This is a genomic window from Desulfobulbus sp., from assembly GCF_030824455.1.
Classification (GTDB): Bacteria; Desulfobacterota; Desulfobulbia; order Desulfobulbales; family Desulfobulbaceae; genus Desulfobulbus.
Genome location: NZ_JAVBXR010000124.1, coordinates 72,326 through 97,538, shown reverse-complemented (window position 1 = coordinate 97,538; position 25,213 = coordinate 72,326). Strand labels below are relative to the sequence as shown.

Sequence of the window (25,213 nt, the reverse complement as noted above, 5' to 3'; positions counted from 1 at the left end):
GAAGCGTCGACTTGAAGCGAATCGGACAATCGTGAGGAGATCGCCATGAAGAAAATTGAAGCCATTATCAAACCCTTTAAGCTCGACGAGGTGAAGGACGCCTTGAACGGCATTGGCGTCAAAGGGATGACGGTAACCGAGGTCAAGGGATACGGCCGGCAGAAGGGCCACACCGAGATCTATCGCGGCGCGGAGTATGTCGTTGATTTTATCCCGAAAATTAAACTTGAGGTGATCGTCCCGGATGAACAGGTTGATCAGGTGATCGACACCATCCTGCATGTGGCGAAAACCGGCAAAATTGGCGACGGCAAAATTTTTGTCCTGCCGGTGGAGCGGGTGGTGCGCGTCCGGACCGGGGAGACCGGCAGCGAGGCCGTCTGATGGCCTCAACCTTGCGGTCGCAGCAGGAAGCATTGGTCGACGCCTGGCGACAGGGCCTCAGCGGTCAGGAGATCCTGCAACGCTCGGCGGCGTTGGTGGACGAATTCATCATCCGTCAGTTTAACAGCGCCCCGGCGGTCCAGAAGGCGCGGGGTTCGATCGCCGTTATTGCCCTGGGCGGTTATGGCCGCGGTGAAATGTATCCGCATTCGGACATCGACCTCCTCCTGTTACACGACTGGTGGTCGAAAAAGTCGATGCAGGCAGTGGCCGAGGCCCTACTCTATCCCCTGTGGGATGAGGGCTTTGAGGTCGGGCACAGTGTGCGCGGGGTCAAGGACGCGGTGCAGTTTGCCCTGGATGATTTCCATTTTCAGGTGTCGTTGCTGGACGCCCGCTTGCTGACCGGCTCCCAGGAACTCTTTGCCGAGTTGCAGTCGCGGTATGTGAAAAAGGTGTTTGACGGCCGGCGGCATGAATTTGTCCGCACCATGGATGCCTTCAAGCTGGAGCGCTGGCAGAAATACGGCAGCCACACCTACTTGCTGGAACCCCATGTGAAGGAAGGCAAGGGCGGCCTGCGCGACATCCAAGCCATGTGCTGGGTGGCCAAGGGCGTGTTTGGTCTGCAGGATCTCGACGCCATCCAGTCGTCGGGCATGCTGGAGGACGTCAACCGGCAGGCCTTTGAAAATGCCTGGTCCATGCTGACCAAGATTAGAAATCGGCTGCATCTGCTCTGCCGTCGAAAAAACGATCATCTGATCTTTGAGTTGCAGCAGGAGACCGCCTCGGCCTTTGATTACCGGGACGAAGGCGGCATGCTGGGGGTCGAGCATTTCATGCGCGACGTCTACGGTCATCTGCAGACGGTTTCCATGGTCACCGACCTGTTTTTTGAACACGTGCATGAGGTCCTGGGGCTCACCGGCGGCTTGGCGGTGGAACAGCAACTGGAACGCTCCATAGTCGTCCGGGGCGGCACGATCCGTTTGACCTCGCTGGAAGATCTGGCGGAACGCCCCTACCTGCTGATGCGCCTTTTCCTCCAGGCCGGGCGCACGGGGCTGCCGCTGCATCACCGCACCCGGCAGGTCGTCGCCAACCACCTGGACCTGGTGGATGAGCATTTTCGCGGCTCCAAACGGGTGGCCAAGGTGTTTCTTGAAGTGCTGGCCCAGGCGGACGGAATTTTTGCGGTGCTGGAAACCATGCTCGCCACTGGCCTGCTGACCCGCTATATCCCGGAATTTGCCGGGGTGGAATCGCTGGCCCAGCACGATCTGTACCATCTATACACGGTTGACCGGCACCAGTTGCAGACCGTGGTCGAGTTGCGGCTGCTGCAAAAGAGCAACCCTGAACTGTTTGCCGAGCTCACGGATACGGACGCGCTTTTTCTGGCGGCCCTGCTGCACGACATCGGCAAGGGCAAGCAGAGCGACCATTCGGTCCTGGGCGCGGAAATGGCCGCCGGCATCGGCGCCCGGTTGCGGTTTTCGGCGGAAGAGTGCGAAACCCTGGCCTTTCTTATTCGCCACCACCTGTATCTGCCGGAGAATGCGATGCGCCGCGATTTCAGCGACCGCGAATTCATTCGGCAGGCGGCGGAATTGATTGGCGACGCCCAGCGTCTGACCATGCTGTACCTGTTGACCATCGCCGATTCCAAGGCCACCGGTCCGTCGGCCTGGTCGGATTGGAAATCGAGCCTGCTCTCCGAGCTGTACCTGAATCTTAAAGCCTGCCTTGGCGCCGACTGCCATGTCGAGCAGGTGGACGAGGGCGAGGAGGCCCAGGGGGTCAGTTGGCTCCGGGATCAGATTTTGGCTCAATTGGACGGCCGCCCTACCCGCATCGAGATCGCGCAGCTGCCCGCCGACTATCTGCTCAGTTTCAGTCTGGAGGCGGTGTTGCAGCACTTGGCGCTGCACACCGAAAACGCGGTCCGGCTCAAACAGCAGATTCTGCTCTTTGCCGAAATGGGCAGTCGTTCCTGGTCGCTGCTGATCATGGGCCCAGACAAAGTGGGGCTGCTGGCCAAGTTTTGCGGCGTGCTCGCCCTGCACAACCTGACGGTGTTGTCGGCGCAGATTTTCACCTGGCCGGACGGAACGGTGGTCGACGCCCTTGAGGTCGTGCCCGCCACCTCGCGCAGTTTTGACGAGCTGGATTGGCCGGCGGTGGAGCGGGATTTGAATCTGGCGATCAACTATCGTCTGGACGTCGGCTATCAGCTGAGCGAGCGCAGCCAGCCGCAGAGTTACGGCGGGGCTCGCCTGGTGCAGCAGTTGGAGCGCAAGGTGGTGATCGACAACCAGACCTCGCAACAGTACACCCTTGTTGAGGTGTACGGCGGCGACAGTCGGGCGACGCTCTATCGGCTGACCCAGACCCTGGCGGATTTCGGCCTGACCATTCACCGGGCCCACATCGCCACAGAGGTCGAACAGCTGATCGACATCTTTTATGTCAGCACCCAAAGCGGCGCCAAGCTGACCGATGAAGACACCAAGGGGAAAATCAGCATGACCCTGATGCGGATCATCGGCGCGGAGGAGGCGGAACCCGAACCCGCCGGCTTGTAGCGCCGCCCGCAAGAGCAACAGTATCCGGCAGCGGCCGGGTTTTACATCAATCCACAAGCTAATTTCCGAGCTGTAGGTATTACCTTTTCAACCCCATTATGGAGCGTGCACTATGAGTGGAATCCAGGCCCGTCTGAACGCCATTTCGGCAATCATCAACTACCAGCCATCCCATGCCCCCCTGAATTTCAGCGAAACAAAACCCACCGACGTGTTTGGTTCCAACGTCTTCAATGACAAGATCATGAAGGAACGTCTGCCCAAGCATGTCTACAAGTCGCTGAAGAACACCATCGCCTTTGGCGAGAAACTCGACGCCTCGGTTGCCGACGTGGTCGCCAACGCCATGAAGGACTGGGCCATTGAGAAGGGCGCGACCCACTTTACCCATGTTTTCTACCCCCTGACCGGCCTCACCGCTGAAAAGCATGACGCCTTCCTGGTTCCCGACGGCGACGGCGGCGCCATGGCCGAGTTCTCCGGCAAATTGCTCATCCAGGGCGAGCCCGACGCCTCCAGCTTCCCCTCCGGCGGACTGCGCGCCACCTTTGAAGCCCGCGGCTACACCGCCTGGGACGTCACCAGCCCGGCCTACATCCTTGAGAATCCTAACGGCACCTTCCTTTGCATCCCCACCGCCTTTGTTTCCTGGACCGGCGAGGCCCTGGACAAGAAGACCCCGCTGCTGCGCTCCCAGCAGGCCTTGAACAAGCAGGCCAAGCGCGTGCTCAGTCTCTTCGGCGTCAACACCAAACTGCCGGTCGGGTCCTACGCTGGTCCCGAGCAGGAATACTTCCTGGTTGACCGCAACTTTGTGTTCTCCCGTCCCGACCTGCTCATCGCCGGCCGCACGCTGTTTGGCGCGCCTTCGGCCAAGGGCCAGGAGTTCGAGGACCAGTACTTTGGCGTGATCAATCGCCGCGTGCTTTCTTTCATGATGGAAGTTGAGCGGGAGCTCTTCAAGCTGGGCGTGCCGGTCAAGACCCGCCACAACGAAGTGGCCCCGGCCCAGTTCGAAATCGCCCCGATCTATGAGCAGGGCAACCTGGCCACCGACCACAACCAGCTGGTCATGACCACCCTGCGCAGCGTGGCCAAGCGCTACGGCATGATCTGCCTGCTCCACGAGAAGCCCTTTGCCGGCATCAACGGCTCGGGCAAGCATCTCAACTACTCCTTGGGCAACGCCGAGTTGGGCAGCCTGTTTGATCCGGGCGAAACCCCCCACTCCAACGCCCAGTTCCTGGTGTTCTGCGCCGCCGCCCTCCGCGCCCTGCACAAGCACGGCGCTCTGCTGCGCGCCACCGTGGCTTCCGCCTCCAACGACCATCGCCTGGGCGCCAACGAGGCCCCGCCGGCCATCATGAGCGCCTACCTGGGCGAGCAATTGGCCGATGTCTTCGAGCAGATCAAGAAGGGCGAGGTTAAGGGGTCCAAGACCAAGGGCATCATGAACATCGGCGTCGACACCCTGCCGCCGCTGCCCATGGATCCGGGCGACCGCAACCGCACCAGCCCGTTTGCCTTCACCGGCAACCGCTTCGAGTTCCGCGCCGTGGGTTCTTCCCACTCCATCGCCGGCGCCCAGGTGGCCCTGAACACGATGATGGCGGAATCGCTTGATTACGTGGCAACCGAATTGGAGAAGTTGGGCAAAGTCAACAAGACCCAGTTCAACGAAGGCGTGCAGATGCTGCTGCAGAAGATCATGAAGGAGCACGACGCCGTGATCTTCAACGGCGACGGCTACTCCGACGCCTGGCACAAGGAAGCGGCCAAGCGCGGACTGCCCAACCTGAAGACCACCCCCGAAGCCCTGCCCGTGCTCACCAGCAAGGACGTGGTGGAACTCTTCACCAAGTACAATGTCCTCTCCGAGGCCGAACTGAAGAGCCGTCAGGAGATCTACCTGGAGCAGTACGTCAAGACCGTCGCCACCGAGGCCAACTTGGTGATCCGTATGGCCCGCACCGTGATCTTTCCGGCCGCGATGCGCTACCAGGGCCAGCTGGCTGAGACCTGCGCCAGCATGCAGGCCATTGGTCACGACTTCAAGATGGTCACCCTGGAGGAAGTCACCACCAACCTGCGCGCCATGCAGGTCGAAGTGGACAAACTGGAGAAGCTGCTGGCCCATGAGGGCGGCGACACCCTGACCCACGCCAAGTACATGTGCGACAAGGTGCTGCCCGCCATGCTGGCGGTTCGCGGTTACGCCGACGCTCTGGAGTCCGTGGTGGCTGACGATCTGTGGCCGCTGCCCTCCTACCAGGAGATGCTGTTCATCCGCTGATCCCGGCTGCATCACGAAAACGTTCAAGGCCGCTCCCAGCAGGGGGCGGCCTTTTCTTCGTGCGCAAGGCGGCCTTTCGCGCCAGACTGCCGCGCAGTTTCCCCCCTCGTCAGCCAGAGCCCGCTTGAGGCCAACGCGGCCGAATCCGCCGGCGCCATTCGTCCCGCGCACGAGCGAGGATCAGATCCGTGAACCGCACTCCCAACCCCTATTGGTGGTTGACCTGCCTGCGCAACTCTCGTACTGTAGCTGATGATTAAGGTCGGGTATTGATCTTTTCCATGTTCAAGAACGTCGTTCGCATCTCGTTGCGGAAACGACAATGTTGTTATCGTTGCAATTGCCGGTTTCAGCTGGAGGCCCGTGGCTGACCGGTTGGCTTATGGCGAACTGCACACCCAGCCGAGCCCCCAGCGCCTGCTGACCCTGGCTGCAGTTTGTTGGCAATCAGAATCCACAAAGAATAAGGAGCAGAATTATGACCCGCGACCAAATTATGAAAATCATCAAAGAGAAGAACGTCAATTTCTTCCGCCTCCAGTTTGTCGATATCTTCGGCGCCATGAAGAATATCGCCATGCCGCTCAGCCAGATCGAAAAAGCGTTGGACGGCAAGATTATGTTCGACGGTTCCTCCATCGAGGGATTCGTTCGCATCAACGAGTCCGACATGTACCTCAAGCCGGATTACGACACCTTTGTGGTCCTGCCGTGGCGTGAAAAAGACGGCTGCAACGCCGCCCGCATCATCTGCGACGTTTACAAAGCCGACGGCACCCCTTTTGCAGGCTGCCCCCGCAACAACCTCAAACGCGTGCTTGCCGACGCCAAAACCATGGGCTACACCATGAATGTCGGCACCGAGTGCGAATTTTTCCTGTTCCGCCGCGACGACGAGGGCCACCCTACCACCATCACCGACGATGTTACCGGCTATTTCGACGTCGAGCCCGATGACGCCGGCATCGACTGCCGCCGCGCCATCATTGAGACCCTGGAGGAGATGGGCTTTGAGATCGAGGCCTCCCATCACGAGGTGGCCGAAGGCCAGCATGAGATCAACTTCAAGTATGCCGACGCCCTGACCGCCGCAGACAACACCGTCACCTTCAAGTGGGTTGTCCGTTCGATCGCCGCCGAGTTCGGCCTGCACGCCACCTTCATGCCCAAACCGGTGTTCGGCATCAACGGTTCCGGCATGCACACCAACCAGTCGCTGTTCAATGTCGACGGCACCAACGCCTTCTTTGACGAAAAGGGTCCGCTGCAGCTGAGCGAGGTGGCCTACAAGTACATCGCCGGCATCATGAAGAACGCCAAGGGCTTCTGCGGCGTCACCAACCCGCTGGTCAACTCCTACAAACGTCTGGTGGCCGGTTACGAGGCCCCGGTCTATGTGGCTTGGTCGGCGTCGAATCGTTCCGCGCTTGTCCGCATCCCGGCCTCCCGCGGTCTGGGCACCCGGACCGAGGTGCGTTGCCCGGATCCCACCTGCAACCCATATCTCGCCTTTGCGATGATGCTCAATTCCGGTCTGGACGGCGTCAAGAACAACCTGCCGGTGCCGGATTCGGTCAATGTCGACATCTTCGAGATGACCGCCGCCGAGAAAGAGGAAGCCGGGATTGCCAGCCTGCCGGCCAACCTGTACGAGGCCATCCAGGAACTGAAGGCCAATCCGATTGCCAAGGAAGCCTTGGGCGCGCACATCCTCGAGAAATACATCGAGGGCAAGGAGAAGGAATGGGACGCCTTCCGCACCGCCGTCACCGATTGGGAGTTGGACACCTATCTGAGCAGATATTGATCTTTTTGATCATCTGACGCTGTTGGGCAAGGGCGCTTCTTCGGAAGCGCCCTTTTTTTGGCGAGGGCGAACGGCTTGCTTGCGGTGCGGGGCTCACGGCCAGGGGCGGGTTGCTGCGTACATGCTCGGCGTTTCCCTGCGGCGCAGGTAGCTTTCAGCTGGCGGTTCGCTTATAATGGGCCATTGGAAGCAGGGGATAGGGGCGGCAGAGTGTTCGTTCCTGTTGAGGTCGGCAGATGGCCACGCCGGCGACAAGCGCGCGCGGAGCTGACTGCTTCGACGCTTTCCTTCACACGATATGCGATGAACAGCAGCAACAGCGTAGACGTCAACGGCAATGCCATCCGGTTGATCAGGGAGCAGAAGGGGTTGACCCAGCTCTATCTGGCAACCGTGGTGGGCGTGACCACGGACACCATTTCCCGGTGGGAAAACCGCCGTTATCCCTCGATTAAGCTGGAAAACGCGAAAAAACTGGCCGAGGCCCTGGAAGTATCCCTTGAGGAACTGCTGGAAGCGGAAGCCGGGGCCGAGGGGGAGGATGGATCTGTTGCCGAAGGCGCCGATTCGGCCGCCGTCCAAACCGCGACGGAAACATCGGCTGCGCCGATTGCCGCGGGCAGGCTGCAGCGATTGCTCGCCCGCCGAAGGCTGTGGATCGGCGTTGGCGGCGGTCTGCTCGCGGTGGTTGTCATGGTCGGGTTCGCCGTGTGGTCCAATCGCTCCGACATCCGCGCCACCAGGACCATGCCCACGCATACAGCCCCCAATCTTCCCTTTCCGGTGCTGATTCAGACCACAGGCGCAGTTGAGGCCCACAACACCCTGCTGATCCGGGAGGAACTGCTCGGCGACTGCGAGGCGGTGGGTCCGGCCGACGAAGGCGCAGCGAAGCAATTCGGCAAAAATCCCCGATGGATCGGCAAGTTGAGCAACGGCAAGGCCGTCTTCCTCTATCTGGTCGAGCCGGGCAAGAAATTGCGGCCCGACGAGGAGATCGGCTTTTCCGGCGACGTCATCTCCCGGGAAGGGCAGAGCGCCGGCGACGCCATCGGCGGCCCGACGCGGATCGTGATTGCCCCCTATCATTGGGTGGACAGCGACAAAGACTCCGTCATCAGCGACAGTGAAATTCTCAAGGCCTACGAAACCTATTCCATTCCCGGTGAAAATCTGATTAATTTTACGGCCATTGAAGAGTTGTGGCTGGCCGGCAAATACGCCTGGAACAAAAAAACGCAAACCTTTGTCCCCTCCTCGCTGGCGGACGGCAAGGAATAGGAGCTTTCGATGCGACCTTTCCTTGTGCAGATCCTGTTGGCGCTGATTTTTGGGGGGATGGCGGCTGCGGAGAGCGGCGTGGTTGGGCGGTATCTGGCCGGCGGCGGCAGCGACGTGCAGATGCTGCTGACCATCCAAAAGCCGGTGCCTGCCGCCTTTATTGTCCTGCAGCAGATTCCGCCGGGGGTGAAAATGACCTCGGCCTCGCCGGCCCCTTCAGGCTTCGTGCAGGACGGCGCCACGGTGAAGTGGCTGGTCAAACGGCCCCGGCCCGGCTCCCTCATCCTGTCGATGCAGCTATCCCGGCAGGTGGCGGAAGAACAGCTGCAAGGCGAAATCAGTTATCGCCATCCCGAGAACGGATCGTTGGTGGTGAGGAAAATCAGTTATTAAAACTGTCAACCGCAGTGGTTTTTAAGAAAGGAGCACCCTATGTATATCGGCCAAATCATGCACACCAACCTTGTCACCGCACCCCCGGAAACCACCCTGGTCGAGGCCCGCGAACTGATCGACGCACACCAGATCGAGCATCTGCTGATCGTCAATAAAAAGGGAAAACTGGTCGGCATGGTCTCGGATCGGGATTTGAAGCAGAACTGGGCCTCGCCCGCCACCTCGCTCAGCGCCCACGAATTGCATTACCTGCTGCAAAAGGTGGAGGTGGCGATGATTATGGTCAAGACGGTGAAGACCGTGGCCCCCGACACCACCATCGAACGGGCGGCCTACATCATGCAGACCGAGAACATCAGTTCGCTGCCGGTGATGGTCGGCGACCAACTGGTCGGCATCGTCACCAGCACCGACGTCATGGCGGTGTTGCTGCAGGCCATCGGCATGAGCGAGGAGAGCGTGCGTCTTGGGGTGCTGGTTGACGACCGGATTGGTCGACTGGCCGAAGTTACCGCCATTCTCAAGGAGCAGCGGATCAATCTGCAGAGCTTTTTCTGCTGGCCGGCTAAGGGCTATCCCGACATCTCACATCTGGTGATCCGGGTGGCCAAGGCGGACGGCGACAAGGCGATTGCCGCCCTGGAAGCCAACGGGTTTAAGGTGCTGACCCGGTACGAGCAGGATCTGCGCCCCTTCCTGCCCTCGCAGGCCGCGGCCTAACCGATTTTCGTCCATCAAAAAAAGCCGGAAGGAGGCCATCCTTCCGGCTTTTTGCGTTTTAGCGCTGGCGTTTAGCGCTGGAGATCGCCGGTCATTTCGAGCAGTTCCTTCTCGAGCAGGGTTTCCTTTTCGAGCAGCACCTTGGCGCACCGCTCCAGGACCGGACGGTTGTTTTCCATAATCCGGTAGGTCACGGCAAAGGTGTCGTCAATGATCTTGCGCACCGAGACGTCGATCTGCTGGGCCGTGCCGTCGCTGATCTGGCAGCCGTTGATGCCGTGGCCGTGCTGGCCGAGAAAGGTCTGCTGGTTTTCCTCATACACGACAAAGCCGATGGCCGGGTCCATGCCGTAGCGGGTGACCATGTTTCGGGCAATGTCGGTGGCCCGGGCGATGTCGTCGGCGGCGCCGGTGGACAGGTGGTTGAAGATGAGCTTTTCCGCCGCACGGCCGCCGAGCAGGACCACAATTTTGTGCTCCAATTCTTCCTTGGTCATCAGAAAGCGGTCTTCGGTCGGTCGCTGCAGGGTGTAGCCCAAGGCGCCAATGCCCCGTGGAATAATCGAGATTTTATAGACCGGATCGGTTCCCGGCAGGGCCAGGGCGGCCAAGGCGTGGCCGACCTCGTGGTAGGCCACAATCTCCCGCTCCCGGGGGTTAAGCAGTCGGTTCTTCTTTTCCAGGCCGGCGATAATCCGCTCGATGGCCTGGGTGAAGTCCTCCATTCGGACTTCGGTTGCCTGACGCCGGGTGGCCAGCAGGGCCGCCTCGTTGACCAGATTGGCCAGATCGGCCCCGGAAAAACCGGTGGTGAGATCGGCCACCTGACTGGCGTCAACGTCGTCGCCCATCTCGATTTTTTTCATGTGCACCTTGAGGATGGCGATGCGGCCGAGTTTGTCCGGCCGGTCGACCAAGACCTGGCGGTCGAAGCGGCCGGCGCGGAGCAGGGCCGGATCAAGCACTTCCGGCCGGTTGGTGGCGGCCAGCAGCACCAATCCGCTGGTGACGTCAAAGCCGTCCAGTTCCACCAATAGCTGATTGAGGGTCTGTTCGCGTTCGTCGTTGCCGCCCAGGCCGGCGGCGGATCGGGCTCGGCCGAGGGCGTCGAGTTCGTCGATGAAGATGATTGCCGGCGCTGATTTTCGCGCCTGCTCAAAGAGATCGCGCACCCGAGCCGCGCCCACGCCCACGAACATCTCAACAAATTCCGAACCGCTGATCGAAAAAAACGGCACCCCGGCCTCGCCGGCCACCGCCCGCGCCAGCAGGGTTTTTCCGGTGCCGGGAGGACCCACCAGCAGCACGCCCTTGGGCATCCTCGCGCCCAACTTGCCGTAATCGTCCGGCGCCTTGAGGAAATCGACAATCTCCTGCAATTCCGCCTTACTTTCCTCCACCCCTGCCACATCCGCGAAACTCACCCCGGTCTGGTGCTCCACATAAACCTTGGCCTTGGACTTGCCAATGTTCATGAAGCCGCCGCCCATGCCCTGTTTGTCCGCGAATTTTCGAAAAATCAGCATCCAGATGCCGAAAAAAATCAGCGCCGGGACAATCCAGGAGAGCAGGGTCACCAGCACCTTGCTCTCGTACACCTGGGTGTAGGGCACGCGGTATTGCGACAGATGCTCGGCCAAGCCGGGTTCGACCCGGTTGGCGACAACGATCTTCTTGCCGTTCTGTTCCGGTTCCTTCAATTCCCCGACAATGTATTTTTCCCGGATGGTCAGTTCCGCCACCTTGCCTTGCTGCAGCAGGGTTTCCAACTCGCTGTAGGGCACCGGGCTGATGCTTTGCTGCTCAACCCAGATTTCATGAATGATCAGGATGCCGAAGGCGGCGAAAATTGCAAAAATCACATTGTATTTATGTTTGTTTTCCATGGCATGCTCGGCAAAGGGATGCTGCAGAATCGGGTAAAAGGTGTTTGCAAGAATAACCGCCGGGCCTTCGGGGCGCCAGTAAAATTTCCTGTTTTCTCGCTAGGGTAGACGCCGTTTCCAGGACAGGGGCAGAGGCGCGGTCAATAGAGCGAAATCCGCCGAGGCGGGGGCGCGAAACCGGCCGGCGGCAACCCGGAAACCGGGAGGCCCCTCACTGCAGTTTGCCGGTGATGTGATGCAGGGTGGTTTCCTTAATAATGTCGATAATTTTTGAATCAGGGGCGTAGGCTTCCTCGGTGAAGGCCTCCTGATACTCGGGCAGGGTGGCCACCAGCAGGTCGTGGAAGACTTCCGGCGCATCCATCTTCAGCGCGCCCGGGGTCACGGCCGTCACCGCCGCGACCTTGACCGATATCTCGCCGTCTAAGCGTTTAAAGGCGGTGATGATGGTGCAGCGGCCTTTTTTTCGTTTGGCTTTCTCGCGGTTGAATCGATCAGACCGGCTGGCGAATTCATGGATCACCGAGGCCAGGGCGCCGTCGGAGCCGGGGAAGTACTGCCCCTTGGCAAAGACGTTGGCAATGACCATGGCCAGTTCCTTGGTGTCGATCTGCTGCATCGACTCCCTGGCGTAGGCAAACACCTCGGGGTTCTCGGGAATAATGCCGTTTTGTTGTTCGCCGACAATGTAGATAAATCGCTCTTGCTGCTGATGGCTCACCGCTGTTGTCTCCCCTGAAAATTGTTGGAATCGCCCCTCTGACACGCCGTTTTCCTTACCATATCCCACTCTGGTTAGAAAGACCCTTGGCTGGCGTTTTATGGCGGTGACCCACCGTGCGGATCGGCTGCGCCAGTCGTATTTCGGTGGCGTAATCGTCTGTGGACGCCGATCCGTCGGCAACAGGCGGTGTTTGCGGGCAACGGCCATGTTTTGTGAAATTGGCGTAATATTAAAATGATGGGACCACGACATGGACCCGACATGGCCCGGCGTCGGGTCCCAAATCGCCCGATGTCCACTGACAGGGTTGAAAAGCAGGGCTACGTTGGAGGCAAAGGATCGGGGCAGGCCCGGTCGACGGCTGTAATCGAGCGGTCAAAAAGAAGCTGCGCGACGGTTGCCGAAGACGGCAACGCAAATAATCCAACCTAGAGGAGCATTAAAATGAAGAGCAGAATGATGGTTGTTGCCGGCATGTTGCTGTGCGCCCTGATGACCATGGCCAGTCAGCCCAAACCGGCCGCCGCCGGCAGTAGCGTGTATGTGGGCTTTAATGTCGGCGCCCCGACCCCGTACTACGATTACGGACCCCGCTATGTCCACCATCGACCTCCGCCCCAGTATTACGGTTGGGATCGGTGGCGCCCGGCGCCGCCTCCGCATTACCGGGCAAGGGGTTGGCGGCATTACCCGCCTCCTCCCCCGGTGTATAACTATGAATACCGGCGGCCGCATCATCGGCATCATCACTCGGACCGCGACCGGTGGTAGCCGGGTTCCCCCAAAGGGGCGGATCTTGGCGGCAACGGTCAACGAATTATGCCGTAAACCCTGATGGCGCTGCGGCCCTTGCGTTTTGCTCAGGCGTTGTTGAACGGCCGGGTTGGTGAAGAAAACCTCCAACCCGGCCGCCGGCAAGGATAAGATTTTAGATGGAGCGGAGAATGGCCGCCGCCTCCTCCCTGAGATCTTTGATGTGCATGGGTTTGGTCATGTAGCGCAGGTGACGGCGTTTAAAAAAGTCCGCCCGCTCAGAGGTGAGTTCCCCGGTCATAAAGAGAAACCGCTTGTTGGCGTCTGGGAATCGGGCCGCCACATGCTCAAACAATCGCTCGCCGTCCATTACCGGCATGCTCATGTCGCTGATGATCAGTTTGTAATAGGTGCGGTCAATCAACTCTAAGGCCTCCTGACCGTTGCCGGCGACGTCGATGTTGCCTGCGCCTTCCAGGAGAGAACGGATCAGTTGGGTGATGGTTGCCTCGTCGTCCACAATCAGGATGTTCTCGACCCAGACCTTGGGCAGCGCCCGGATTTGTTCGACAATTTGCGCGCCTCCCGCCAGGGTCGCGGCAAATCGCTCAATTTCCTGGATGTGGGCTTGAATCCGCGCCGCCGGATATTTGAATTCGCTGTTTTTTTCCTTGAGCTGGCTGACCACGTACAGAAAGATCTTGTTCCATTCCGAGAGTTCGGCCTCCATGATTTTTTCGATCAGCCCTTGCTTGGAAAGGGTTTGTTGATCCAACCCCTGCTGCATTTCCTCAAAATACCCTTTGATTTGCTCACTGGTCGCCACGTCGACGGCGATGGCTGGAAGGTGCTCCTCGCCGGAGGCAAGGAAATCCGCCGCGTTGCCCATGACTTGGCAATGCCAAGCCTCGTCGTCGGCAATACGGGAGAGAAAGGCGCTGAATTCGGCGTCCTCCGCATGCAACGCCGCCGCCTGCCGATAGGCGACGCTTGCCAGATGCTCAATGTCTTTGAGCCAACCGATGAGTTCCTTCATGCAGTCCTCCTGGGGATGGATGTTGATCGAGTGCTTTCCGGCCGTATTCCCAAAATCGTCTTGCCTGTGCTGCGCCGCTTGCCCTTGAAGACGATTTGCAATAGATTGAATTGCTGGTCATGGTGTTGACAACTGATCAATAATAAATGAAATTCAAATTTTTATCATGCTACCCTGTGGTATTATCAAAAGATAATGATCACGAGCGAGCATGACAAGGCAAGGCCTTGCCAAACTCCTGCCGGAGCGACGGGGCATGACGCTCGCACCAGGCTGCGCCGTTCTGCCCTGCGCCGACCGGATCTCATGGGTATGAGGATGGGTTGATGCGCAGGCGGTGAGAGGGAAAAGGCGTGCATCCGACGGATGCGTTCGAGCCAAGCGCCAATCCCGGGATTTTTTGTCCGGGCGGTTGTTTTTGCTTGCTTTCGCCCACCAACTCGCTGTCATTCCGGCTGCAAATAGGGTAGGCTGCAAACAAAGCAGGGGCCGTTCTTTCTCTCCCCGGATTCTCGTCTCTGCCCCATTCATTGTGAAACCGTCAGATTCCCTCCTGACTTCCCCTTTTGGAGCGCAACGCCACTGGAACTCCGGCTTGTATTGTCGGCTGTTTTTCCAGTGTATTGGCGTCGCCCCAAAGCTTGTGCACAACCATGAAGGATACGCTTATGTCATTTGATCAACTTGACCTTCGGGACGAACTGCTGAAAGCGGTTGTCGCCAAAGGGTACGTCGCTCCCACTCCGGTCCAGGCCAGGGCCATTCCCGTGATTCTCGAAGGGCGCGACATCCTGGCCCGCGCCCAGACCGGCACCGGCAAAACCGACGCCTTTGCCCTGCCCATGGTTGAGATCCTCAGCCGCCACATCTATGGCGAGCGCCATCCCCGCGCCCTTGTCCTGGCCCCGACGCGCGAGTTGGCGCTGCAGGTGGGCGAGAGCATCAAGGCCTATGCCCGGCGGGTTTCGCTGCGTTGCACCGTGGTCTACGGCGGGATCAACATCGAACCGCAGATCGAGCGGCTGCATCGCGGAGTCGATATTCTGGTCGCCACACCAGGCCGCTTGTTGGATTTGGCGGGGCAGGGACATCTGGACCTCTCCCGGATCGAGTTTCTGGTGTTTGACGAGGCGGATCGGATGCTCGATCTGGGCTTCAGCCGGGAAATTTCCCAGATTCTCGAACTCCTGCCCACGGAACGCCGCACCATGCTGTTTTCCGCCACCTACACCCAGGAGATTCGCAATCTGGCCGCGATCCTGCTCAAGGATCCGGAATGCGTCGAGGTAACGCCCACGGCCACTGCCGCTGAATCGGTGGTGCAGAAGGTGCATCTGGTCGAACAGGCCAACAAGCGCGCCCTGCTGATCCACCTGCTCGCCTCGGGCAAATGGAGCCGGGTGCTGGTTTTTTGCCGCACCAAACACGGGGCCAATAGAATCACCGAAAAATTGGTTGAGCAGGGGCTGCGCGCCGCCGCCTTGCACGGCAACAAGAGCCAGTCGCTGCGGACGCGGACCCTGGAGGAATTTCGGCGCGGCGACGTCCGCATTTTAGTGGCCACCGATGTGGCGGCCCGGGGCCTGGACATCGTCAATCTGCCCTATGTGGTCAATTACGACATGCCGACCATTGCCGAGGATTATGTCCACCGCATCGGCCGCACCGGTCGCGCCGGCGAAACCGGCATCGCAGTTTCTCTGGTGAGTCATGAGGAAAACCGACATCTGCAGGCCATCGAAACCCTGCTTGGGCAGAAGATTCCGGTGGAAATCGTCACCGGCTATTCGGAAGGGACCGACGTCCCGGACTATGTGCTCTATCGGCCCAACAATGCCGCCAGCGAGAAAAAGGCGGGCAAGGCGATCAAAGAGTTGGTGGCCGGTCGGGCTGCGGCCAAAGCCGCAAAATCGGCCAAATCGACCAGCGGGGCCAAGCCGCAGGGAAAGACCGAAGAGGGGCGAGGGGCGGCAAAAGGCTCCGGCCGGCGCGCGAGCACAGGCCCTAAACCATCCACCGGACGAAGAAACGACAAGAGCGGCCGGCCGCCGGCCCGGTCAGGGGCAAGCGGTTCGCAATCGCTGAAGCAGGGGAAACGGCGGGGAAGGGGATAAATTAGCGCGGGGATCAGGGGAAAGACTGTCTTGGCCGCCAGGGATTTTGTTTCTCTGGCCCCTGCTGCTGACCCTGATCATAAACAGTTTAACCTAAAAACGGCAGTTACCCAGTAAAAGCAGCTGCCGGTGGTGGCAGCAGTCCCGCAATGGCAGCCCGTTTGTCCAACAAATAGCGGAATGCCTGTTGCGTGATGAGCCCGAGGCGATCCAAAGACCGCAACTGCTCCGCAGCACCCTGCAACAGGTCGAGGAATCGCGTCAGTACTCGCAGTGCGGACTGAACGGTCTGGGATCTGGCATGGCTGCTGGTGATCGTTAAGGTGGTTTGGCCAGCGTGTCTGGTCTGTCGGGCTACGCCATGGAGGAGCAAAGGCCGGCTGGTGATCGCCTCGGCATGCTTCTTGGGTTGAGCAAGGCGAACAAACAGGTTCCACCAGTTGTAGACCAGGGCAACAAGCCGGCTGGTCAGACGGCAGCGCTTGAGATCCTTGGTTGTGTAACCACCCCAGCCCCACTGGTTTTTGAGTTCATCGAAACAGTTTTCGCAATCGGCCCGATCGCGGTACAGCTGGGCCAAGGTAAGTATCTCCGAGGGTAATGAGGTCACCAGCACGGCATATTCATAACGGCGCATGGTCGCAGGGCCGTCGATAAAGGCCAGGTGTAACTGGACTGGGCCTTCGTCGGCCAGGGCTACCTCGCCGGCCAGCGGCCGACGCAGGACGATCACCCTCCGCTCCTGGGTCCAGCCGGTGAGCTTGAGTCGGGACTCGGCCCCCTCGAAACCCTTGCCGGCATCGACCCAGTCGGCCTGGCGAAACAGCCGGGTCATGCACCGTTTGACGCCGGTGGTTAGACGGAGTTTGGTGAGATAGTGGGCGCCCCGTTGTTCGGCCGCAGCCAGAAACCCCTCGTTGCCGAGAAAGAGGTCGCCGCGGATTAGCGCGGGCTTCTGATTGTCCGCCAACCCGTCGTAGTATCGCCACAAAGATGGCGTCACATGGGAGGCCGCCTGACGGTTGCCGGGATTGACCTCCACGGTCAGGGCCAGGCGGGTATTGCCCATAAAACAAGAGTGGTAGTTGTGGGAAGGACGGCCTTTTTTCTGCGGATTGTAGCCGACAACCGCCCCCTCCTGTTTGCCGTAGAGACACTTGACCGTGGTGTCGGTGTCAAGAATCCAGGAGGCCAGCGACAGGGCAGATGCGGTGGAGGTGTGCAACTGGGCATCGAGCCAGGCGATGCCAGCTTCCTCGTCCATCGCCTTGAGTGCCCTTCGGGTGGCATCCTCGCTGATCACCTTGCTCATTCCCAAGAGTTCCGGGTTTACCGCATCGAAGCGCAACGAGGTGATGTGTGCGTAGCGGTGGTGACCGGCCAGGATCGACATCAGCAGAGTGCCAAGCGCATCCCGCTTGGCCGGGGGCGTTGGGGCTGGTGTACGACAAGGGACAGGAGGCGACGAAGTCGTCATACAACCCGCTGACCTTGAGAAAGGAGATGAAAAAGGGCAGCTGCCCAAGTGGTGTGACCGCCGCCTGCGGATCCCATTCCACATGGACCTTGCCGGCGTAGGTGTCTAAACGGACACGCTCATCGGATGGAACCATCAATTCGTGCTGCTCACCCATTTGGTGAATACCTCGGTGGATATATTGAGTGAATTTATATCGCTACCAAAGAACGTTACACGAAAACAGACACTATTCAACTGCCGTTTTCAGGTTTAAACGTCCTATCCCCATTGAACCAAGACTGCAACGATCAATTCAAAGAAGAAATTTAGGCGCTCGCCGCGCGGTAAGTAACCGCACAAACGGGGAAGCCTGACAGAATGGAGGAGCCGGGGAATATAACCTTACCCCGACCAATTAACCTTGCTGATACAAATGAAATTTGTTGTGGCGATGATGTTCTGGTTGATTACGCTGTTGTTGCCGGCAATGCTGCCCGTTGCAGCGCATGCAGCCATGAATGGCGGCTCTGCGCCCGGCTCAGCCATATCTCCACCCGCTGCCTCGGGCTCTTTAGCGCCACAAGATAACGGAGAACAACGGCCTGTATCTCCCAGGAATCACGACGAGTGGCTGAAAGGCTCTCAAGCCTTTGAAGAAGCGTCCGACTGGAAGGGGATGCTTGCTTGGTGTCAACAATGGTCAAAGAGCGAACCGAACGACTCCTCGGCGTGGCATTGCCTCGGGTATGGCTATCTCAATGTGAAACAGTACAATGACTCTATTGCAGCGTACCTGCAGACAGTGCGCGTCAATCCTGAAGATGCTGACGGCTGGAGCAATCTCGGGTTTGTTTATGCTGAGCTGAAGCGCTACAACGACGCGGTTGAATCATATCTCCACGCTTTGCGCATTCGCCCTGGAGACGTCGACTGTTTGAGTGATCTCGGGTTTGTTTATTTTATGTCCGGCAACCGTGCCGGCGTTCAGGAAATCTCCGAAAAACTGCGAAGACTCAGCCCTGAAAAAGCTGGCGAATTCCTTCAGTTGACCACACAAAAAAAATAGAAGCCGTAAGTGTTTTTACTCCGATCCCAATGAAAAAGGCGATTTCAAGTTCCCTTGAAATCGCCTTTTGTTTGTCGACCCCAGCGTCCCGAAGACGCTGGGCCCTCCCTCCGCTTTACAGCAAACGCATCCGCCTTATCCTCGAATTACATTGGCAACTTCTCGGGCAATAGCCAATTCCTCGTTGGTGGGAATCACAAACACCTGCACTGAACTGTCCTGGGTGCTGATGCAGCGGGCCTCTTTGGAACGCTGCGCGTTCTTCTCGGCGTCAATTCGCACGCCAAAGACCTCCATCCCTTTCAGCGATTCAGCGCGGACGATGTCGTCGTTCTCGCCGATGCCGGCGGTGAAGACAATCGCGTCCACCCGCCCCAGCACCGCCATGTAGGCGCCGATGTACTTGCGGTTGCGGTAGGTCTGCACGTCCAGAGCCAGGGCCGCCCGTGCATTGCCGTCCGCCACCGCTTGATGGATGTCGCGCATGTCGTTCATGCCGCAGAGGCCTTTTAATCCGGACTCCTTGTTGAGCATCACGTCGATTGCTTCCAGCTCCATCCCTTTGTTCTGCTTCAAAAACAGGTGCATGGCCGGGTCGAGGTCTCCGGAGCGGGTGCCCATCACCAGGCCTTCGAGCGGCGTCATGCCCAGCGAGGTGTCGACGCTGCAGCCGTTTTCAATCGCAGTCATGGAGCACCCGTTGCCGAGATGCACGGTGATCAGGTTGCACTCGGGCAGCGGTTTGCCCAGCAACCGGGCGCATTCGCCGGCGACAAAGCGGTGCGAGGTGCCGTGGAAGCCGTAGCGTCGCACCCGGTCCTGCTCGTAGAGGCTGTAGGGCAGGGCGTACATGAAGGCGTGCGGCGGCATGGTCTGATGGAAGGCGGTGTCAAACACCGCCACCTGGAAGACCGCCGGAAAAATCTCCATGGCGACCCGGATGCCGTCGAGGTTGGCGGGGTTGTGCAGCGGCGCCAGCGGGATGTTGCGCTGGATGGCCTCGATTACCTTGGGGGTGATTCGGGTGGATTCGCGGAAATCCTCGCCGCCGTGCACCACCCGGTGGCCAATGGCGCTGATCTCGGAGGCGTCGGCGATGACGCCGTGCTCCTTGTCGGTAAGCAGCCCAATGACCAGCATCATGCCGTTGTAATGATCTTCAATCGGCTGTTCGAGCACGGTTTCCCGCTGGGTGGCGGTTCCCGGCAGAAAGGTGTTTTTCAGACGGCCGGTTTCTTCGCCGATCCGCTCCACCAGGCCTGTGGCCAGCACGGTTTCCGTCTTCATCTCGATCACCTGATATTTGATCGAGGAACTTCCTGAATTGATAACAAAAAATTTCATAATCGCGTTTCCGGTATAAGGGGGAGGCTTAGTGTTTTTTGGCCACCTGGGCCTGGATGGCGGTCAGGGCCACGGTGTCGACGATGTCCTGCACGGTGCAGCCGCGCGACAGGTCGTTGACCGGTTTGTTTAAGCCCTGGAGCACCGGGCCCATGGCCACGCCGTGGGCGGCGCGCTGGACAGCCTTGTAGGTGTTGTTGCCGGTGTTGAGATCCGGGAAAACAAAGACCGTGGCCTGCCCGGCCACCAGCGAATCCGGCGACTTGAGGGCCGCCACCTCGGGGTCGAAGGCGGCGTCGTACTGCAAGGGGCCTTCGAGCGGGAAGGTGAGGCCGCGTTCGGCCATCAACTGCTTGGCAATGGCGGTGGCCTGGACCACCTTCTCCACATCCTGGCCGGAGCCGGAGATGCCGGTGGAGTAGCTGAGCAGCGCCACTTTGGGGTCGATGTTGAAGATCTGCGCGGTCTCGGCCGAGCTGATCGCGATTTCCGCCAATTGACGGGCGTCGGGGTTGGGCACCACGGCGCAGTCGCCAAAGGCCAGCACCTTGGATTGCAGGCACATGATGAAGATCGAGGAGACCACCGACACGCCGGGTTTGGTCTTGATGAACTCGAAGGCAGGGCGGATGGTCTGGGCGGTGGTGGTCACCGAGCCGGACACCATGCCGTCGGCCAGTCCCTTGTGGACCATCATGGTGCCGAAATAGGTCGGGTCGGACATGCGGTCGCGGGCCACGTCCATGACGATGCCGCGCGACTTGCGGATGTCGAAATAGGTCTGGACGAAGTCGTCGTAGTAGCTGGAGGCGCTGGGATCAATGATCTGCGCGCCTTCGATGTTGAGGTTGAGTTTGTTGGCCTTGGCCCGGATTTCGTCCGCCTTGCCCAGGAGGGTGATGTCGGCGATGCCCCGCCGGAGGATGATGTCGGTGGCGTTGAGGATGCGCTCGCCCAGACCCTCGGGGAGGACGATGTGCTGCCGGTTGGCGGCGGCCTTCTCGACCAGCGAATACTCGAACATGCGCGGGGTGATCTTGGTGGAGCGCTGGGAAACCACCCGCGTGGTCATCTCGGAGACGTTGACGTATTTGGAGAACCAGCCGAGCGCGGTGGCGATGCGTTTGGTGTCGGTGGGCTCGATCCGGCCATAGAGTTCGTTGACGCTCTGCACCGTGTCGTAGGTGTGCGATTCAACAAAAAGAACCGGAACCGGGATGCCGGTCCAGCCCTGGATCAGCCGCTGGACGCTGGGGCTGACCTCAAGGCCGCCGGTAATGAGAATGCCGGCGATGTTGGGGTAGGCCGAGGAAATCCGGCTGGCCAGACTGGAGATGATGATGTCCGAACGGTCGCCGGGGGTGATGATCAGGCTGCCTTCCTTGATGTAGTCGAGGAAGTTGCTGATCTGCATGGCGGCCACCAGGTAGTTGTTGACCAGATTGAGCATGCTCGGTTTGCCGTAGAGCACCTCGGCCCCCAGCCAGCGCTTGACGTCGTCGATGGTCGGGTTGCCCAGGGCCTTGTTTTCCGGGATCACGTAGAGCGGAAAGGCACGGCCGAACTGCTCGCGGCACTTGGCGTTGCTGGCGGTGTCGCGGAGGAAGGTGTCCGGGGCGCGATTGATGATGCAGGCCGCGATGTCGACCCCTTTTTCCTCCAGGGTGTCGATGGTGATGGCGGTGTGGGTGCAGATTTCCTCGGTGGATTTGTCCCGGCCCGAGGCCACGATCAGCACCGGCGCGCCGAGGTTGGCGGCGATGTTGGCGTTAAGATCGAACTCAAAGCCCGGGTCCTTGCCGCGAAAGTCGGTGCCCTCGCAGAGGATGAAGTCGTAGTTGGCTTCGAGCTGCTTGTATTTTTTGAGGATGTTTTCGTAAAGGATCTCTTCCTGGCCGGAGGTGATCAGCTGCCGCGCCTGGCTGAGGGTGTAGGCGTGGGTGTCTTCGTACGGGATATCGAGCTTGAAATATTTGAGGACCAGGTTGAGGTCGTGGTCAACCCGGCCAAAGATATGGTCGTTGATGATGGGACGGAAAAAGGCAATCCGGCTGATTTCCTTGAGGATCACCTGCATGACCCCGAGAATGATGGCCGACTTGCCGCTCCGTTCTTCTGCTGCGGTGACGTAGAGATTGTTTGCCATGGGAGTTGAACCTCGCGCTCCCGCTGGACCGCGGGAGGAGTGTTGGTAAAACGGACCGGCCCCGGCCGGAACAGTGGTGCTGCTCCAGGCGGGGACCGGCGTTTGGGTTGTGTAGGTAGTGTATAACTCTTTCAGATATCTATCAAATCAAATCGGGATCGTCGGGGCTGCCGTTCCCGGCTCCGGCTCGCGACAAGCCGGACCGGGAACAGCCGACCGTCAATCCTTCAATTGAACGGCGATCAGTTCAACTGTGTGTTGCACCCGGACCGCTGCGCCGTCCTGGTCCATGCCGCCGCGGATCTGCATCACGCAGCCGGGGCAGTCCATGGCCACCACCGGGGCGCCGGTGTCCTTGATGTTTTTCAGCTTGCGCTGCAGGATCGGCGCGGAGATCTCCGGCAGCTTGAGCGAATAGGAACCGCCCATGCCGCAGCAGGTGTCGCATTCAAACATCTCGGTCAGTTCGTAACCCGCCTGGGCGAGCAACTGGCGCGGAGCCTGATCGGCCTTGAGGGTGCGTTTGAGATGGCAGGAGTCGTGGTAGGTGATCGCGCCCAGCTGCTGGCCTTCCTTGAGGCTCAGGCGGCCCTTGTCGACCAGCTTTTTCACCAGAGTGGAGAAATCGATGGTCTTGGCGGCCAGTTCCCGCGCCTGGGGCAACAGTTTTTTCCGGCCCAGGCTCTCAAAGGTGGCGATGAACTCGTGATCCAGGGCCACGGTGCAGGTGGGGCAGGCGGAAATCACGTAGTCGGCGGGTTCGGCCAGCAGGGCCTCGATGTTGTCGGCCGCATTGCCGGCAGCGGTTTCGTAGGCTCCGTTGTAGCGGGCCGGGGCGCCGCAACAGGTCTGGCCTTCGGGAAACAGCACCTCAATGCCGGCGCGGTTGAGGATTTTCACCAGGGCCACGCCCATCTCGGGGTAGGCAAAATCAATCAGGCAGCCGCCGTAGAACACCGCCTTTTCCTTGAGCCCCTTGGGCTGTTCAATGGTTTTGAACACGTCGCGGAAGGGCTTGGCGGCGATTGCCGGCAGGCTGCGGCCGTCGGTGAGATCGGCCAGGAACATCGGCAGATGACGGATAAATTTGGTGCCCTTGCTGAAGGGTTTGCCGGCCACTGAGGCGGCGCGGAGCATGCCGTGGAACAAACGGCGATTGTTGACCACGGCGTAGATCGACTTCTGCACCAGGGGCACGCCCTGTTCCTTGACCAGCCGGCGGCGCAGCTCCATGATCAGGCCGGGGATGTCGATCTTGCCGGGGCAGACGTCCTTGCAGGCCCCGCACTGGATGCACAGGCCCTGGATGTCTTCCGAGCTTTTCAACTCGTCGTACCAGGCGGTGAGGATGGTGCCGATGCCGCCGGTGTAGACCTTGCCAAAGACGTGCCCGCCGACCAGGCGGAAGATCGGGCAGACGTTGAGGCAGGAGGCGCAGCGGATGCACTGCATGGCCTCTTTGAACATCGGATCGGCCGCCATCTCGCTGCGGCGGTTGTCCATGAGGATGATGTGCAGATCCTTCATGCTGCCGTCGCTGTTGGGCGTCGGGCCGGAGATGATCGAGACGTAGCTGGTAAGCAGTTGGGCGGTGGCGCTGCGCGGCAGGGCCTTGAGGATCGGGCCGATGTCGCTGAACTTGGCGACCAGCTTTTCGATGCCGACCACGGCGATGTGAATTTTGGGCAGCGAGGTCACCAGGCGGGCGTTGCCCTCGTTGGTCACCAGGGCGATCGAGCCGGTTTCGGCCACCGCCATGTTGCCGCCGGAGATGCCCATGTCCGCCTTGAGAAATTTGGGGCGCAGTTCGTTGCGCGCCACCTTGACCAGGCGGGGAATGTCGGAAGCCAGCCGCTCGTCGACCTCCTTGGAAAAGAGATCGGCCACCTCCTCCTTGGTCATGTGGATGGCGGGCATGACCATGTGCGAGGGCGTCTGGCCGGCCAGCTGGATGATCCACTCGCCGAGATCGGTCTCGCCGACCTCGATCCCGGCCTTCTCCAGATAGGGGTTGAGATGAATTTCCTCGGTGGCCATGGACTTGGATTTGACCACCGACCTGACGCCGTTTTCCTGGGCCACCTTGAGGATGTACTCGCGAACCTTGGCCGGATCGTTGGTGCGGAAGACCTTGGCGCCTTTGGCCTCAGCGTTCTTCTGGAACTGGTCGGACAGTTCCTCGAGATGCGAGGCGGCGTAGCCTTTCAGTCCGGCGATGGTGGTGCGCAGGGCCTCGAAGTCGATGCCCTCGTAGGCCTTGGCGCGGTTGACCTTGTAGGCCTCGGAAAATTTGCCCAGCGCGCCGGTGAGATTGGCGTTGTGCAGGGCCTTGTCGATGGATTGCTTGAATTCCTGCTGCATCAGTGGGCTCCTCCCAGCTGGTCGATGAAAACAATCACGAGCCGTTCCGGCCCGTGGACGCCGATGGTCAAGACCCGCTCAATGTCGGCGGTCCGGCTCGGGCCGGTGATCATGGCGATGTAGTTGGCGCTCTCGGGTTTGATCTCGGCCAGCCAGGCGGGCATGTCGGCCCGCAGGCCGGAGGTCGCGATCAGGGCGACGTGAATGGTCGGCAGGGTGCTCACCAGCCGCTTGTCAACGGCGGTGGCGTCCTGCACCAGGGTGCCGGTGTCGGCCAAGGCCCAATCGAGCTGACTGATGCCCACCTTCGCCCCGGCGGCCTGCTCGCGGGTGACCGCAAAGCTCATCCCAGCCACGGCCTCAAGCTGCTGCCGGTCAACGGCGGCCAGGAACGGACAGTCGGCAAAAACGCCGTACTGGCCAGGCTGATCAGCCACGCCCTCGGCGCGGACAAAGCCGACCAGGAAATCAAGCGCCTCGGCTGGGGTTGAAAAACGATGCACCTCGGCGCTGACGCCCTCGGCCCTAGTCTTGAATTGATTGAACATCTCCTCCTCCCTCTCCCCCGGTTTTGCGTCCGGTTGAAGTGTTGACCGGCTATTTCGTCGGCCGTTCCGGAGCCGTTCTGACAGCACTGGTCATCTTTTTTTAAATTGTAAAACCAAATTACGTCTAACCATATTGCAAAGCATCACCCCTTGTCAACATGCTTTTTTGGATGTTTTTGAAAAAAATGTTGACAACTTTTTCGGAATGGAATAACTGGTAATACCAATTGACGAAGCCAAGAGGTGATGCGCGCTCTTCCTGGAAATCCGTAAGCGCCCCCCGGCCCCTGGGGTGTGCGTCAACCAT

18 protein-coding genes are annotated in these 25,213 nt (G+C 59.9%); 10 read left to right on the top strand and 8 right to left on the bottom strand.

Annotation, left to right across the window (positions count from 1 at the left end):
- Positions 1–45 precede the first annotated feature (45 nt).
- The 7 genes from RCH93_RS17335 (at position 46) to RCH93_RS17305 (ending at position 9,469) form a co-directional block, all read left to right on the top strand.
- Entirely contained in the window at positions 46–384 is a 339-nt protein-coding gene (locus tag RCH93_RS17335; RefSeq protein WP_306549691.1) for a P-II family nitrogen regulator, read from the top strand.
- Positions 384–2,972 carry a [protein-PII] uridylyltransferase gene (gene glnD / locus RCH93_RS17330; protein ID WP_306549690.1) on the top strand — a complete coding sequence of 863 codons (2,589 nt, stop codon included), beginning with the start codon at positions 384–386 and terminating at the stop codon, positions 2,970–2,972. Before RCH93_RS17335 ends, glnD begins: the two co-directional genes overlap by 1 nt.
- 112 nt (positions 2,973–3,084) lie before the next feature.
- Positions 3,085–5,265 (top strand): glutamine synthetase III, encoded by a 2,181-nt coding sequence (locus tag RCH93_RS17325; RefSeq protein WP_306549689.1) that lies wholly within the window; start codon positions 3,085–3,087, stop codon positions 5,263–5,265.
- Positions 5,266–5,743: 478 nt separating this feature from the next.
- Complete coding sequence (glnA, locus tag RCH93_RS17320) at positions 5,744–7,072, top strand: type I glutamate--ammonia ligase (RefSeq protein ID WP_306549688.1); 1,329 nt, start codon at positions 5,744–5,746, stop codon at positions 7,070–7,072.
- 303 nt (positions 7,073–7,375) lie between these two features.
- A complete protein-coding gene (locus RCH93_RS17315; RefSeq protein WP_306549687.1) occupies positions 7,376–8,353 on the top strand; it encodes a helix-turn-helix transcriptional regulator in 978 nt (325 codons plus the stop codon).
- Between the two features lie 9 nt (positions 8,354–8,362).
- Complete coding sequence (locus tag RCH93_RS17310) at positions 8,363–8,746, top strand: hypothetical protein (RefSeq protein ID WP_306549686.1); 384 nt, start codon at positions 8,363–8,365, stop codon at positions 8,744–8,746.
- Between the two features lie 39 nt (positions 8,747–8,785).
- Positions 8,786–9,469, top strand: coding sequence for a CBS and ACT domain-containing protein (locus RCH93_RS17305; RefSeq protein WP_306549685.1), 684 nt, complete (start codon positions 8,786–8,788; stop codon positions 9,467–9,469).
- 71 nt (positions 9,470–9,540) lie between these two features.
- Here RCH93_RS17305 and ftsH read toward each other — a convergent pair whose 3' ends face one another.
- Both ftsH and RCH93_RS17295 read right to left on the bottom strand, forming a co-directional pair.
- Positions 9,541–11,355 carry an ATP-dependent zinc metalloprotease FtsH gene (gene ftsH, locus RCH93_RS17300; RefSeq protein WP_306549684.1) on the bottom strand — a complete coding sequence of 605 codons (1,815 nt, stop codon included), beginning with the start codon at positions 11,353–11,355 and terminating at the stop codon, positions 9,541–9,543.
- 211 nt (positions 11,356–11,566) lie between these two features.
- Complete coding sequence (locus RCH93_RS17295; RefSeq protein WP_306549683.1) at positions 11,567–12,076, bottom strand: hypothetical protein; 510 nt, start codon at positions 12,074–12,076, stop codon at positions 11,567–11,569.
- A gap of 447 nt (positions 12,077–12,523) precedes the next feature.
- On the opposite strand from RCH93_RS17295, the gene RCH93_RS17290 reads away from it, so the two are divergent.
- Positions 12,524–12,850: a hypothetical protein gene (locus tag RCH93_RS17290; RefSeq protein WP_306549682.1), complete on the top strand. Its 327-nt coding sequence runs from the start codon at positions 12,524–12,526 to the stop codon at positions 12,848–12,850.
- A gap of 157 nt (positions 12,851–13,007) precedes the next feature.
- Here the strand turns inward: RCH93_RS17290 and RCH93_RS17285 are convergent, their stop codons facing one another.
- Complete coding sequence (locus RCH93_RS17285; protein WP_306549681.1) at positions 13,008–13,868, bottom strand: response regulator; 861 nt, start codon at positions 13,866–13,868, stop codon at positions 13,008–13,010.
- Between the two features lie 668 nt (positions 13,869–14,536).
- Here RCH93_RS17285 and RCH93_RS17280 point away from each other — a divergent pair.
- Positions 14,537–15,982, top strand: coding sequence for a DEAD/DEAH box helicase (locus RCH93_RS17280; protein WP_306549680.1), 1,446 nt, complete (start codon positions 14,537–14,539; stop codon positions 15,980–15,982).
- 106 nt (positions 15,983–16,088) lie between these two features.
- On the opposite strand, the gene RCH93_RS17275 is transcribed toward RCH93_RS17280, so the two are convergent.
- The gene (locus RCH93_RS17275; protein WP_306549679.1) at positions 16,089–17,459 is read right to left on the bottom strand and encodes a transposase; all 1,371 of its coding nucleotides are present in this window, start codon (positions 17,457–17,459) and stop codon (positions 16,089–16,091) included.
- A gap of 415 nt (positions 17,460–17,874) precedes the next feature.
- Here RCH93_RS17275 and RCH93_RS17270 point away from each other — a divergent pair, with 415 nt between their 5' ends.
- Complete coding sequence (locus tag RCH93_RS17270; protein WP_306549678.1) at positions 17,875–18,507, top strand: tetratricopeptide repeat protein; 633 nt, start codon at positions 17,875–17,877, stop codon at positions 18,505–18,507.
- Positions 18,508–18,642: 135 nt separating this feature from the next.
- Here RCH93_RS17270 and RCH93_RS17265 read toward each other — a convergent pair whose 3' ends face one another.
- The 4 genes from RCH93_RS17265 to RCH93_RS17250 form a co-directional block, all read right to left on the bottom strand.
- A complete protein-coding gene (locus tag RCH93_RS17265) occupies positions 18,643–19,851 on the bottom strand; it encodes an acetate/propionate family kinase (RefSeq protein ID WP_306549677.1) in 1,209 nt (402 codons plus the stop codon).
- Positions 19,852–19,879: 28 nt separating this feature from the next.
- The gene (gene pta, locus RCH93_RS17260; protein WP_306549676.1) at positions 19,880–21,997 is read right to left on the bottom strand and encodes a phosphate acetyltransferase; all 2,118 of its coding nucleotides are present in this window, start codon (positions 21,995–21,997) and stop codon (positions 19,880–19,882) included.
- A 219-nt stretch (positions 21,998–22,216) separates the two neighbouring features.
- Positions 22,217–24,358 carry an L-lactate dehydrogenase (quinone) large subunit LdhH gene (ldhH, locus tag RCH93_RS17255; RefSeq protein ID WP_306549675.1) on the bottom strand — a complete coding sequence of 714 codons (2,142 nt, stop codon included), beginning with the start codon at positions 24,356–24,358 and terminating at the stop codon, positions 22,217–22,219.
- On the bottom strand, positions 24,358–24,906 hold the full coding sequence (locus RCH93_RS17250; RefSeq protein ID WP_306549674.1) for a lactate utilization protein: 549 nt from the start codon (positions 24,904–24,906) through the stop codon (positions 24,358–24,360). The genes ldhH and RCH93_RS17250 overlap by 1 nt, the downstream gene beginning before the upstream one ends.
- Positions 24,907–25,213 lie beyond the last annotated feature (307 nt).

Coding starts and splice junctions, on each gene's coding strand:
- RCH93_RS17335 (WP_306549691.1), top strand. CDS start 46: ATGAAGAAAATTGAAGCCATTATCAAACCCTTTAAGCTCGACGAGGTG.
- glnD (WP_306549690.1), top strand. CDS start 384: ATGGCCTCAACCTTGCGGTCGCAGCAGGAAGCATTGGTCGACGCCTGG.
- RCH93_RS17325 (WP_306549689.1), top strand. CDS start 3,085: ATGAGTGGAATCCAGGCCCGTCTGAACGCCATTTCGGCAATCATCAAC.
- glnA (WP_306549688.1), top strand. CDS start 5,744: ATGACCCGCGACCAAATTATGAAAATCATCAAAGAGAAGAACGTCAAT.
- RCH93_RS17315 (WP_306549687.1), top strand. CDS start 7,376: ATGAACAGCAGCAACAGCGTAGACGTCAACGGCAATGCCATCCGGTTG.
- RCH93_RS17310 (WP_306549686.1), top strand. CDS start 8,363: ATGCGACCTTTCCTTGTGCAGATCCTGTTGGCGCTGATTTTTGGGGGG.
- RCH93_RS17305 (WP_306549685.1), top strand. CDS start 8,786: ATGTATATCGGCCAAATCATGCACACCAACCTTGTCACCGCACCCCCG.
- ftsH (WP_306549684.1), bottom strand. CDS start 11,355: ATGGAAAACAAACATAAATACAATGTGATTTTTGCAATTTTCGCCGCC.
- RCH93_RS17290 (WP_306549682.1), top strand. CDS start 12,524: ATGAAGAGCAGAATGATGGTTGTTGCCGGCATGTTGCTGTGCGCCCTG.
- RCH93_RS17285 (WP_306549681.1), bottom strand. CDS start 13,868: ATGAAGGAACTCATCGGTTGGCTCAAAGACATTGAGCATCTGGCAAGC.
- RCH93_RS17280 (WP_306549680.1), top strand. CDS start 14,537: ATGTCATTTGATCAACTTGACCTTCGGGACGAACTGCTGAAAGCGGTT.
- RCH93_RS17275 (WP_306549679.1), bottom strand. CDS start 17,459: ATGACGACTTCGTCGCCTCCTGTCCCTTGTCGTACACCAGCCCCAACG.
- RCH93_RS17270 (WP_306549678.1), top strand. CDS start 17,875: ATGAAATTTGTTGTGGCGATGATGTTCTGGTTGATTACGCTGTTGTTG.
- RCH93_RS17265 (WP_306549677.1), bottom strand. CDS start 19,851: ATGAAATTTTTTGTTATCAATTCAGGAAGTTCCTCGATCAAATATCAG.
- pta (WP_306549676.1), bottom strand. CDS start 21,997: ATGGCAAACAATCTCTACGTCACCGCAGCAGAAGAACGGAGCGGCAAG.
- ldhH (WP_306549675.1), bottom strand. CDS start 24,358: ATGCAGCAGGAATTCAAGCAATCCATCGACAAGGCCCTGCACAACGCC.
- RCH93_RS17250 (WP_306549674.1), bottom strand. CDS start 24,906: ATGTTCAATCAATTCAAGACTAGGGCCGAGGGCGTCAGCGCCGAGGTG.